The following is a 12,780-nucleotide window of genomic DNA, read 5'->3' on the forward strand; positions in this document are numbered from 1 at the left end:
ACGACTAAAACGTGAAGTAATTGTCAATTTATCGCCATTTTGAAACGTTTAAATCGCTGTTTTTACGTTTATTATGACTGGATAGACCATTTAACGATGAGAGATTGGTTATACTGAGCCTGTTATTTCATTATCTAGGTTTTTACCAAATATATTATGCAGTTAAATCAATATTTTTCACAAACAGATAATTCATTTGAATTCACCCGTCAACAAGCAAGTGACTTTGCAAAAAAAGTGGCTGGTGATTTCAACCCTATACATGACGTAGATTCAAAACGTTTCTGTGTTCCTGGTGATTTATTGTTTGCTGTTTTGCTTTCTAAAACAGGCATTAGTAACAAAATGCACTTTGACTTTGCTGGCATGGTATCTGGCGGGACAGCTCTCCACATTAATCATGCTGAAGAAGGTGTCTATTCTTTATCTGATGATAATGACAAGCAATACCTGCATGTAAAGCGTAGCGGTGAAAAAAACCTTAATCCTGAATTTATTGAACACGTCGTTAAACAATATGTGCAGTTTTCAGGTATGAACTTTCCTCACATCATGGTGCCATTGATGGAAGAAAAGCAGTTAATGATCAACTGCCAACGTCCTTTGGTTATTTATGAAAGCATGGATCTTGAATTCACTCGTTTAGATATTTCCACACCTAAGGTTGAATTCACTGGCGCGACGATGGACATTGAAGGAAAACGTGGCCTTGTTAAATTAAACTTTAAATTCACTGAAAACGGTGAAGATGTGGGCCATGGCACTAAGCGTATGATCGCTACAGGCTTAAAAGCTTATGAACAAGATGCAATTGATGATCTGGTTGAACGATTCAGTGCTTTAAAAGAAAATTACACTGTATAAATAACACAATAAAATACGCTATTTAATAAGCACTGAGTTATTGTTAACTTGGTGCTTTGTTATACCCCCATTCTAGCCTAGCCAAATAATAGACATAAAAAAGCCCGCTTATTTCTAAGCAGGCTTTTAATTTTCAGATTAAGTAATTACTTATTCTTCTGTGCTTTCAGTGTCTGAATCATCAGTTTGAGGCGCTTCAGTTGCTTCAGTATTTTCTGTTGCTTCTGTTACTTCGCCCTCTTCACCTTCAAGGACTTCAATCTCTTCTGGCTCATCAATGCGTTGTAGACCAACTACATTCTCATCTTCAGCAGTACGGATCAGAGTAACACCTTGGGTATTACGACCCACTTGGCTTACTTCTGATACGCGAGTACGAACTAGCGTACCTGCATCAGTGATCATCATGAACTCATCACCATCTTCAGTTTGAACGGCACCAACAACACTGCCGTTACGCTCAGAAACCTTAATAGATACAACACCTTGTGTTGCACGGCTCTTCGTTGGGTATTCAGACAATTTAGTACGTTTACCGTAACCATTTTCTGTCACTGTTAAAATGTCACCTTCATTTGAAGGAACAATTAACGAAACCACCTGATCTTCACCAGTCAGTTTCATACCACGAACACCCGAAGCAGTACGACCCATTCCACGAACATGTTCTTCGTTGAAACGAACGACTTTACCTGCTTTAGAGAACAGCATGATTTCATTTGAACCATCAGTGATATCAACACCGATCAATGAATCATCTTCACGTAGATTAACTGCAATCAGACCGTTTGCACGAACTTTAGCGAATTGATCTAGCGATGTTTTCTTAACGGTACCATCACCTGTTGCCATGAAGATAAACTTATCTTCAGAGTATTCAGATACTGGTAGAATCGCTGTAATACGCTCACCTTCTTCTAGAGGAAGAATGTTAACGATAGGCTTACCACGAGCAGTACGGCTAGCTTGAGGAAGTTGGAATACTTTCAAGCTGTATGCTTTACCACGTGTAGAGAAGCAAAGGATATTATCATGAGTATTAGCAACAAGTAGACGCTCGATATAATCGGTGTCTTTCATCTTAGTTGCACTCTTACCTTTACCACCACGACGCTGAGCTTCGTAGTCACCTAAAATTTGGTACTTAACATAACCTTCACGAGAAAGCGTTACTACTACGTCTTCTTGTGTGATTAAGTCTTCCATGTCGATATCGTGAATTGCGGCACCAATTTCAGTACGACGCTCATCACCATAAGTATCACGAACGGCTACTAATTCGTCACGGATAACTTCCATTAGACGTTCAGTGCTTGCAAGGATATGCATTAGCTCTGCGATTTCGTCTAATAAAGTTTTATATTCATCTAGAATTTTTTCATGCTCTAAACCAGTTAAACGGTGTAGACGTAATTCTAGGATAGCTTGAGCTTGTTGCTCCGTTAAGAAGTATTTACCTTCACGGATACCAAACTCTGGCTCTAACCAATCTGGACGAGCTGCATCTGTACCTGCACGCTCTAGCATGTCAGCTACGTTGCCAAGATCCCAACCACGATCGATAAGGCCTTGTTTTGCATCAGCAGGTGTCGGAGCATTTTTGATTAGCTCAATGATTTCATCAATGTTTGCTAATGCTAGTGCTAAACCTTCAAGGATATGAGCACGATCACGCGCTTTACGTAATTCAAAAATAGTACGACGAGTTACCACTTCACGACGGTGATCAACAAAACACTTCAACATTTCTTTTAAGTTGAACAGTTTTGGTTGGCCGTTATCTAGTGCAACCATGTTTACGCCGAATGTCGTTTGAAGCTGAGTTAATGAGTACAGGTTATTAAGAACCACCTCACCTACTGCATCACGCTTACATTCGATAACAATACGCATACCATCTTTATCAGATTCGTCACGCAGTGCTGAAATACCTTCTACTTTCTTATCTTTAACAAGCTCTGCAATTTTTTCAATTACACGAGCTTTGTTTACTTGATAAGGGATCTCAGTAACAACAATAGTTTCTTTACCATTCTTGTCAGCTTCGATATTTGCTTTAGAACGCATGTAAACTTTACCACGGCCTGTTTTATATGCATCAACGATGCCTTTACGACCGCTGATTAATGCAGCTGTCGGAAAGTCAGGACCTGGAATGTAGTTTATCAGCTCATCGATAGTGATATCTTCATTCTCGATGAATGCTAAACAACCATTAACCACTTCAGTTAAGTTATGAGGTGGAATGTTTGTTGCCATACCAACAGCGATACCTGATGCACCATTAACTAATAAGTTAGGGACACGAGTAGGTAATACCGCAGGGATTTGTTCTGTACCATCATAGTTAGGAACGTAGTCTACGGTTTCTTTGTCTAAATCTGCCAACAGTTCGTGAGCAATTTTCGACATACGAACTTCGGTATAACGCATCGCCGCCGCTGAATCCCCATCGATAGAACCAAAGTTACCTTGGCCATCAACAAGCATATAGCGTAGTGAGAACGGCTGCGCCATACGCACTATCGTGTCGTATACAGCACTATCACCGTGTGGGTGATACTTACCTATTACGTCGCCGACTACACGGGCAGATTTTTTATATGGTTTATTCCAATCATTACCTAATACATCCATCGCGAATAAAACACGGCGGTGTACAGGTTTTAGACCATCACGCACATCTGGAAGAGCACGACCAACGATTACTGACATCGCATAGTCTAGGTATGAACCTCGAAGCTCATCTTCAATATTTACGGGCGTGATCCCTTTAGCAAGATCGCTCATAGAGCCAATATCCCTCAATTAGTTCTGTCGTATCAATATCAATTACTTTATCAATCAAACTATCTATAAAGATAAAGTAATTGATACTGATAAACGTGCAAGACTGCAAAATATAGCACATAACACTTCAATTTCGCATCGTTTTAATTCGCAAAACAACTCTTAAGCTTAAGAATCCTACGAAATCAGGAGCAAGTCACATATCAGATCATCATATTCTTGAAAAACATAACAAATACGACTAAAAAATCACCACTTTTATCGCTCTCTTTCTGTTTTTTTTCTGTATATAATAGAGGAAGATTAAAAAGGAATATGAACTATGACTCAACCGTTAAATGTCGATCCGGCAGAAATCAAAAAGTTTGAAGATATGGCGTCTCGTTGGTGGGATCTTGAAGGTGAATTTAAACCGTTACATCAAATCAACCCATTACGCCTCAATTATGTACTAGATAATGCCAACGGTTTGTTTGGTAAAAAAGTATTAGACGTTGGCTGTGGTGGTGGCATTTTAGCTGAAAGCATGGCAAACCAAGGTGCTGATGTTGTTGGTTTGGACATGGGAAAAGAACCTTTAACGGTTGCTCGTTTACATGCTTTAGAGACAGGAACAACATTAGAATACATTCAATCAACGGCTGAACAACACGCTGAAGAAAACCCAGAGACATACGATGTAGTGACCTGCATGGAAATGCTTGAACATGTCCCTGATCCACTTTCTGTCATTCGTTCATGTGCAAAAATGGTTAAACCTGGCGGGCACGTATTTTTCTCTACGTTAAATCGTAATATCAAATCGTATTTGTTTGCCATTGTTGGTGCAGAGCAATTGCTAAAGCTCGTGCCAAAAGGGACACATGACCATAATAAATTCATTCGCCCTTCTGAATTATTAAAGATGCTCGATCAAACCGCGTTACAAGAACAAGGCATCACTGGCTTACATTACAACCCGTTAACAGATGTTTATTCATTAGGCAAAAATGTTGATGTTAACTATATCGTTCATACCTCCCTATAAGCCTTTATCATAATTTTCACTCTTTATCTGTGTTCTTAATACAAATAAAGAGTGAATTAATTTCAAAATATCTCAATTCTTAACTTGTTTACTAAAGCCGCATTAATGCTAAATTTAGAACAACAAATCAACAATTTTTTTTGATTCTTAGAGATCCACCTAAACCACAAAAATCAAGAAAAATATTTTTTTAATTGCCTACTTCTCCACCATTATGAAATACGTTATTTCTGATGTCTTGCTATACCTAATCTAACTCGGTTAGTAGCTACTTACTGTTTTTTTTAATTCATAGGTTATCCACAGGTCTCTCTTAATTTCAGACTTGATCACTGCTCATTTTATCATTATCTTGTAGTCAATTATTTATTAAGCCCTACATCTTGTGTTTATTGATTAATTCACACTATGAGTTTGATCACAAATTAATAACGAAAATTACAAATACTACATATTTCGTTCTTCATTCTAAGGAAAAGTCACAAATGACCCAACAGCTTACCGTTACTAAGCGAAATGGCACCACAGAAAAGATCAATTTAGATAAGATCCATAAAGTGATCACGTGGGCAGCAGAAGATCTAGATAACGTTTCAGTATCTCAAGTAGAAATGAAATCTCATATTCAGTTTTATGACGGTATGAAGACGTCTGATATTCATGAAACTATCATCAAGGCTGCTGCTGATCTTATCTCTGAAGAAACGCCTGATTATCAATACTTAGCAGCGCGTTTGTCTGTTTTCCACCTTCGTAAAAAAGCGTATGGTCAATTTGAGCCGCCGACATTATTTAAGCACGTAAATAACTTAATCGAACTGGGTAAATACGATAAGCACATTATCGAAGATTACACAGAAGCAGAATTTAATATCATGGATCAAATGCTCGATCATAACCGTGATATGGATTTCTCATACGCTGCAGTTAAACAGCTTGAAGGTAAGTACTTTGTTCAAAACCGTGTAACGGGCGCGATTTACGAAAGTGCACAATTCCTTTATATCTTAGTTGCGGCGTGTTTATTTGCTAAATACCCTAAAGAAACGCGCCTTGAATACATTCAACGTTTCTATGATGCAACATCACGATTCAAGATTTCACTACCTACACCAATCATGTCTGGTGTACGTACCCCTACTCGCCAATTTAGCTCTTGTGTACTAATTGAATGTGATGACAGCTTAGACTCTATCAATGCAACTGCAGGTTCAATTGTACGTTACGTATCTCAACGTGCTGGTATCGGTATCAATGCTGGACGTATTCGTGCTCTTGGCTCTGAGATCCGTGATGGTGAAGCTTTCCATACCGGTTGTATTCCATTCTACAAATACTTCCAAACAGCAGTAAAATGTTGTTCTCAAGGTGGTGTTCGTGGTGGTGCAGCAACACTGTTCTACCCTATCTGGCACCGTGAAGTAGAATCGCTATTGGTTCTTAAAAATAACCGTGGTGTAGAAGAGAACCGTGTTCGTCATATGGACTACGGCGTACAAATTAATAAACTAATGTACACTCGCCTTATTAAAGGTGGTCACATTAGCTTATTCTCACCATCTGATGTTCCTGGTCTATACGATGCATTCTTTGCTGACCAAGCAGAATTTGAACGTCTATATGAGATCTACGAGCAAGATACTTCGATTAAACGTGAAACGGTTAAAGCTATCGAATTATTTTCTCTACTTATGCAAGAGCGTGCTTCAACAGGTCGTATCTATATTCAAAATGTCGATCACTGTAATACGCACAGCCCATTTGATCCAAGTGTTGCACCAGTACGTCAATCGAACTTATGTTTAGAAATCGCGCTTCCTACTAAGCCATTAACACATGTTAATGACGAGGAAGGTGAAATTGCATTATGTACGCTTTCTGCATTTAACTTAGGTGCAATTGAAAAACTTGAAGAGCTTGAAGAATTAGCTGAGCTTGCAGTACGCGCTCTTGATGCACTGCTTGATTACCAAGACTACCCTCTTCCTGCAGCATACAAGTCAACAATGAATCGTCGTACGTTAGGAGTTGGTGTAATTAACTATGCTTACTACCTTGCAAAAAATGGCGTTAAGTACTCTGATGGTAGTGCAAATGGCTTAACACATAAAACGTTTGAAGCGATTCAATTCTATCTTCTAAAAGCGTCTGTTGGTTTAGCAAAAGAGCAAGGTGCTTGTCCTGCATTCAATGAAACAACGTATGCGCAAGGTATCTTACCAATCGATTCTTATAAAAAAGACATCGATAATGTATGTTCTGAGCAACTGCATTTAGATTGGGAAACACTACGAGAAGAAATCAAAACTCACGGTCTACGTAACTCAACATTGTCTGCATTAATGCCTTCTGAGACTTCTTCTCAAATCTCTAATGCAACTAATGGCATTGAACCACCGCGTGGATTCGTATCAGTTAAAGCATCTAAAGATGGTATCTTGAAGCAAGTTGTTCCTGATTACGTAAATCTAAAAGAGAACTATGAATTACTTTGGAATATCGGTTCAAATGACGGTTATTTACAACTTGTAGGTATCATGCAGAAGTTTGTTGATCAGGCTATCTCAGCAAATACAAACTATGATCCAAACATTCAGCCAAATGGTAAAGTACCAATGAAGCTGCTGTTAAAAGATCTATTAACGGCTTATAAACTGGGTCTTAAGACGCTTTATTATCATAACACCCGTGATGGTGCTAGCGACTCACAAGGTGATCTTGGACAAGATGACGATTGTGCAGGCGGTGGTTGTAAGATCTAATTTTCCATTTTAAAATCAAGCCCGCTTTCATTAGCGGGCTTATTTATCTTTTAGCTCCATATTTGTAATTATTAATCCAATATGTACCTAAGTTCGTATAGGTATCTATCGGCATAATTTTTAAATTAAGAAGCCCTTCTCTATTTCTTTGGCTTTAATCACATTGAGGTTTCCATGGCGTACAGTACTTTTCGACAAGAAAAAAATGATCAATTGAAAGAACCTATGTTCTTAGGTAACTCGGTAAATGTTGCTCGTTATGACCAACAAAAATTTCAGATCTTTGAAAAACTTATCGAAAAGCAGCTTTCTTTCTTCTGGCGTCCGGAAGAAGTTGATGTTTCTGGTGATCGCATTGATTACAATAATCTGCCAGAGCATGAACAGCATATCTTCATCAGTAATCTAAAATACCAAACTTTATTAGATTCAATCCAAGGTCGAAGCCCAAATGTGGCACTGCTTCCTTTGGTTTCTATTCCTGAACTAGAAACGTGGATTGAGACATGGTCATTCTCTGAAACGATTCATTCACGTTCATACACGCATATTATTCGTAATATTGTAAATAACCCATCAATTATCTTTGATGACATCGTTGAAAACGAAGAAATCCTAAAGCGTGCAAAAGACATTGCGCATTACTACGATAACTTGATCCAAGCAACTAACGATTATCACCGTTTCGGTGAAGGTACTCATGTTTTAAATGGTGAAGAAATCACTATTTCTAAACGTGAGCTGAAAAAGAAATTATACCTTTGCTTGATGTCTGTAAATGCATTAGAAGCCATTCGATTCTACGTAAGCTTTGCTTGTTCATTCGCTTTTGCTGAACGTGAATTAATGGAAGGTAATGCTAAAATTATTAAATTGATCGCTCGTGATGAATCTTTACACCTGACCAGTACTCAGCACATGCTGAACCTACTTCGTACAGGTCAAGACGACCCTGAATTTGTTGAAATTGCATCAGAATGCGAGCAAGCATGTTTTGATTTATTTAAAGCAGCTGCTGAACAAGAAAAAGAGTGGGCAAGCTACCTATTCAAAGACGGCTCAATGATTGGTCTAAACAAGGATATTCTTTGCCAATACGTTGAATATATTACCAACTTACGCATGAAAGCGGTTGGACTTAACAGTGCTTACGAAGGTGCGACACAAAATCCAATTCCATGGATTAATTCTTGGTTAAGTTCAGATAACGTTCAAGTTGCCCCTCAAGAAACAGAGATCAGCTCTTATCTTGTAGGACAAATTGATAATGATGTGGATGCCGATGATTTAGGCGACTTTGAATTATAATTTCATTTCACCTCTTTCTTTAAAAAGCCGAATTTTATTTCGGCTTTTTTTTGACAAAATTTTGACGCACACCACACTTTTACTTATATGAAAGAGTCAAAAACGAGACCTCGCTTCATATAAGATCACTTACATGCCATAATCTATTGTAATTAAATAAAAAATATAAATATAAATATAAATTATGGCTAATGAACTGTGGACAAGTTATCTATTGGAGCAAGTAAGGCAACTGCCTACTGCTTCATCAAAACAGCAGGTGCAATTTCGCCTCAATACTATTACGTCTGAATCTTTAAGACAGAACCAAAGTATCCCCCCACAATTTGAATTTATTTTTCAAGGGTTCTTATATTCTCGCTCTGGAAGATTAATAGAAGCCATTAATCTATTTTTCGATGCTATTACTTTTGCTCAACAAAATAAGCAAGAATTTCTTATTTGTTTTTGTCATTATAATATTGGTACCGTTTATGGCATGCTTGGTAATTACTTTTATGCTCATAAGTTTTTAACAAAAGCAGAAAAATCGAATCCGATTGGTGATGGTTATATCATTGGTCTTATAAAAAATAATATTGGAGATATCTTTCTCCAGCTTGGTAACTTCAATGAAGCCCTCGCACATTTTGAAGAAGCCACTTTATTTCTGCAGCAGCACGCTCATAAATTGTCAGCCGTAGTACCTCTATTTAACATAGCCGAAATTAGAGCTAAACAATGTCAATTTAAGGAGGCATTGAATATTCTCAATACCCTATTTGATGATATAAAAGAAGAACCGCGACTTTTAGGGTTTTATTACAAAATAAAAGCGGAAATTGCGAATGGTCATCATAATATTGATGAAGCAGAGACCTTTCATCTTTTATCTATTGAAAATATGTGTCGTAGTCAGAACGACTACTATCAAGCTGAAATGATCCTTGACTATTGCCAATATTTAACAAGTCATCATAAATACGAAACGTTAGATACCTATATTGAAAGCGGTTTATCCATTGCAAAAAGCATTGAAAGCGACAAATTAATTGATGGGTTTAATGACATAATCTTACTTAGAATTAAAGATATTCCTGCAATTGAAATTCGTGAACAGCATTACCAAACATTAACATCTTCACTGCTTAATTCACGAAGAGAGCTACTTAAAAGAGAAAGTGATTACCTACAACAATTGTATCGCTTAAATACAGCTAAATTACAATTAAGTACAATGAAGTCATTGTCAGATAACTTGGCATTAGTAAATAAAATTGGGCAATACATTAATAACAGTACTGATATTCAAAGTATTCTTCCTACTATTCAACAAGATCTTTCTACTTTATTTCAAACAGACACCCTAGCACTAGGCTTCTACGATAAAGAAGCTGATTCTATTTCAATGCATTACCTTGATGAAAACTGCATACCAAAAGCGCCTTATGTAACCAACTGCAAAAATGAAGCGACTTACATGAGCTACTGTATAAAGAGTAATTCGGCTTTTTATTTTAATCATATGAATAGCGAGCAAAAAGTTACTATGCTTGGTGATAAGTGTGACAGAAAAGTTCACTTTAAATCAGTCATGTTTTCACCAATAAAAATCAATGGTGAGATACAAGCGGGATTTACGGTACAAGCAAAAGAGAGCTATCAATACCAAGCATTTCATTTTGAACTGTTTACACAACTGATCAACTATATTTCTATAGCGCTTGAAAACCAATATAACAGACAACAACTGCTTTATCTTTCGCAAACCGATCACCTTACACAAGTGTGGAATCGTAAATCACTTGATGCACATTTCCTGCAATTAAAAAAGCAGCCCTCTAATGTCTACACCTCTATAATGATTGATATTGATCACTATAAAGAATATAACGACACCTATGGGCATATTGCTGGCGATAAAGTACTAATTAAAATCAGTAAATTAATCAAAGAGCACTTTCATGGTTTAAATACTGAAGTCTATCGTTATGGTGGCGATGAGTTTTTCATTTTAATCGCTGGTATTAATAAAGAAAAAACTCAGGAAAAATTACATTCGTTGTTAAAAGCGATCAAGTATTTATTTATCCCTCATAAAAAATCAACATGCTCTCATTATGTGTCTGCATCCATTGGCATTAGCTACATGAATGAAGGCTTAAATACATTAACACTTTCTCAGGTTGTCGATCGTGCTGACAAGGCTCTCTATAAAGCTAAAGAGATGGGCCGAGATTGCTACTATGATTTTTCTCAGACAGAAGTCCTGAATTAATAAAATGACACACTCATTACAGTGAAACCTATGCTATTATTTTGTTCAATTTAATGATCAGAGCTTCCATTGCATGTCAAAAATCCACATTAATAAAGTAACAATGCTCCATAATCAAGAGAATAAAACTCTGCTAGAGATAATGGAAAGCAATGGCATGATTGTGGAATCACAATGCCGCAATGGTGATTGTGGTACATGTCGATGCACATTGATATCAGGAGAGGTCAGTTATCAGAGCTCCCCTCTTGCCTTTTTATCTACCAACGAAATCTTGCCCTGTGTATGTAAAGCGAGATCAGACCTTATTATTGAAGGGGTAACTTTTCAACTTACTGAAAAAAAAGCAAAAAAAACGACCCATAGGATCGCTCTTTAGTATTTAACAAATATTACTGCAATGCGCTTTGTGGTACATAAATCTCTGATTCTCTATTCAGTGATTCATATTGACCAAACATTGGTTTCTTTTCCAGACAGCGACGCAACATATCAAGCATCAGTGTTGATAAAATAGCTCGCATGTCATTATAAGCATAATTGCGCTTTAGACTCACTAGCTGCCCCCACTCTCCATACTGAGTAGATAGCGCAACAGCAACTTTGCCTTGAATAATTGGCCCTGATGCTAAACCAATAGCGGTTTGAGTTCTTTCACGCGTTGCTGCTGCAAGTGCCAAAGCCGCGGCTAAAGGATCTTGATCTGCCATTTGTTGATCGACTTGTGAAGAGAGAATCCAGCCTTGCTTCATATTAAGACGGATTTGGTCATCTTCTTGTAACCAGTTAGTTAACCACCCTCCTGTCGCTTGTTCTGCCACAGTAAGATTTAATGAAAACTCACTTAATAACGCCCCTACATTTGGCAACATAGATTCATCAACACTAACGACATTATCGCCAAGTAAATGATACATTCGCTCTAACACAGGGAAACGACCATCGTGATTTGCAGGTCCAAACAGTTTTACTTCAATAAAAGGCAGTGACGAGCGATAGCCAATTTCAAAACCATAAGGTAAACGCAATTGTTGCAGTTTATCTTGAATACCCGATTCAGATAAACCAAAAGTAAATAATCGACTGCATTCAGACGCTTCAACCATTGGATGCCACTGCTTCATACGAGGCAATATTTGATGTTCAACCATCACTTTAAATTCAGAAGGAACACCAGGCGTAAACAATACAATTGACTTATTTACTTCAATAAAAAAGCCACAAGCCGTACCCACTGGATTATCAATAATCTCAGCCCCCTCAGGTAGCATCGCCTGTTTAATATTGCTGTTTGGCATTTCTCGGCCTTGCTCTAAATAACGAGCTTGCATTCGTTCTAGCCAATAATGGGACATGACTAATGACGTATTCATCACCTTCGCTGCTGCTTCACTAGAAATATCATCGGATGTTGGTCCTAACCCACCATTTACAATCACAATAGATGCGGTTTTAGTTTGGTGCTGTATTTCAGCCACTAACGCATCAATATTATCACCGACAGTTGATCGGTTAGATAACTTAAAACCATGTTGATAAAATAGTTGAGACATCCATGCAGCATTGGTATCTACAATGTCACCATGAAGGACTTCTTCGCCTGTGCTAATCATTGCTACTTGCAACATGCACTCTCCTCTTTGATACTTCTATAATTGCTTCTAATTTATCACATTAATGACTTTAAAAAACCTATCTTGTTTTAATTCAGTTAAATATCCTTACAAAAACCAAATGTAAATAATTAATTACACAGACTGTAACTCAATCAA

General features: G+C 37.5%; 8 protein-coding genes. 6 read left to right on the forward strand and 2 right to left on the reverse strand.

Annotated elements, in window-relative coordinates; translation table 11 throughout:
- Window positions 1–156 precede the first annotated feature (156 nt).
- Window positions 157–864 carry a DUF3581 domain-containing protein gene (locus F8B77_RS00180; protein ID WP_151652688.1) on the forward strand — a complete coding sequence of 236 codons (708 nt, stop codon included), beginning with the start codon at window positions 157–159 and terminating at the stop codon, window positions 862–864.
- A gap of 150 nt (window positions 865–1,014) precedes the next feature.
- On the opposite strand, the gene gyrA is transcribed toward F8B77_RS00180, so the two are convergent.
- On the reverse strand, window positions 1,015–3,654 hold the full coding sequence (gene gyrA / locus F8B77_RS00185; RefSeq protein ID WP_151652690.1) for a DNA topoisomerase (ATP-hydrolyzing) subunit A: 2,640 nt from the start codon (window positions 3,652–3,654) through the stop codon (window positions 1,015–1,017).
- Between the two features lie 322 nt (window positions 3,655–3,976).
- Here gyrA and ubiG point away from each other — a divergent pair, with 322 nt between their 5' ends.
- The 5 genes from ubiG (at window position 3,977) to yfaE (ending at window position 11,387) form a co-directional block, all read left to right on the forward strand.
- Window positions 3,977–4,681, forward strand: coding sequence for a bifunctional 2-polyprenyl-6-hydroxyphenol methylase/3-demethylubiquinol 3-O-methyltransferase UbiG (gene ubiG / locus F8B77_RS00190; RefSeq protein WP_130047842.1), 705 nt, complete (start codon window positions 3,977–3,979; stop codon window positions 4,679–4,681).
- Between the two features lie 485 nt (window positions 4,682–5,166).
- Window positions 5,167–7,443, forward strand: a complete 2,277-nt coding sequence (gene nrdA / locus F8B77_RS00195; protein WP_151652692.1) for a class 1a ribonucleoside-diphosphate reductase subunit alpha — start codon at window positions 5,167–5,169, stop codon at window positions 7,441–7,443.
- 174 nt (window positions 7,444–7,617) lie between these two features.
- On the forward strand, window positions 7,618–8,751 hold the full coding sequence (nrdB, locus tag F8B77_RS00200; RefSeq protein ID WP_130086847.1) for a class Ia ribonucleoside-diphosphate reductase subunit beta: 1,134 nt from the start codon (window positions 7,618–7,620) through the stop codon (window positions 8,749–8,751).
- A gap of 184 nt (window positions 8,752–8,935) precedes the next feature.
- Window positions 8,936–11,008 carry a tetratricopeptide repeat-containing diguanylate cyclase gene (locus tag F8B77_RS00205; protein WP_151652694.1) on the forward strand — a complete coding sequence of 691 codons (2,073 nt, stop codon included), beginning with the start codon at window positions 8,936–8,938 and terminating at the stop codon, window positions 11,006–11,008.
- Window positions 11,009–11,081: 73 nt separating this feature from the next.
- Window positions 11,082–11,387, forward strand: a complete 306-nt coding sequence (yfaE, locus tag F8B77_RS00210) for a class I ribonucleotide reductase maintenance protein YfaE (protein WP_151652696.1) — start codon at window positions 11,082–11,084, stop codon at window positions 11,385–11,387.
- 13 nt (window positions 11,388–11,400) lie between these two features.
- On the opposite strand, the gene F8B77_RS00215 is transcribed toward yfaE, so the two are convergent.
- Entirely contained in the window at window positions 11,401–12,636 is a 1,236-nt protein-coding gene (locus F8B77_RS00215; protein ID WP_151652698.1) for a CinA family nicotinamide mononucleotide deamidase-related protein, read from the reverse strand.
- Window positions 12,637–12,780 lie beyond the last annotated feature (144 nt).

It is taken from the genome of Aliivibrio finisterrensis, from assembly GCF_008933155.1.
GTDB classification, from domain to species: domain Bacteria; phylum Pseudomonadota; class Gammaproteobacteria; order Enterobacterales; family Vibrionaceae; genus Aliivibrio; species Aliivibrio finisterrensis.

What these genes read in the sequence shown, in the direction of transcription:
- F8B77_RS00180 (WP_151652688.1), top strand. Translation starts at nt 157, where the DNA reads ATGCAGTTAAATCAATATTTTTCACAAACAGATAATTCATTTGAATTC.
- gyrA (WP_151652690.1), bottom strand. Translation starts at nt 3,654, where the DNA reads ATGAGCGATCTTGCTAAAGGGATCACGCCCGTAAATATTGAAGATGAG.
- ubiG (WP_130047842.1), top strand. Translation starts at nt 3,977, where the DNA reads ATGACTCAACCGTTAAATGTCGATCCGGCAGAAATCAAAAAGTTTGAA.
- nrdA (WP_151652692.1), top strand. Translation starts at nt 5,167, where the DNA reads ATGACCCAACAGCTTACCGTTACTAAGCGAAATGGCACCACAGAAAAG.
- nrdB (WP_130086847.1), top strand. Translation starts at nt 7,618, where the DNA reads ATGGCGTACAGTACTTTTCGACAAGAAAAAAATGATCAATTGAAAGAA.
- F8B77_RS00205 (WP_151652694.1), top strand. Translation starts at nt 8,936, where the DNA reads ATGGCTAATGAACTGTGGACAAGTTATCTATTGGAGCAAGTAAGGCAA.
- yfaE (WP_151652696.1), top strand. Translation starts at nt 11,082, where the DNA reads ATGTCAAAAATCCACATTAATAAAGTAACAATGCTCCATAATCAAGAG.
- F8B77_RS00215 (WP_151652698.1), bottom strand. Translation starts at nt 12,636, where the DNA reads ATGTTGCAAGTAGCAATGATTAGCACAGGCGAAGAAGTCCTTCATGGT.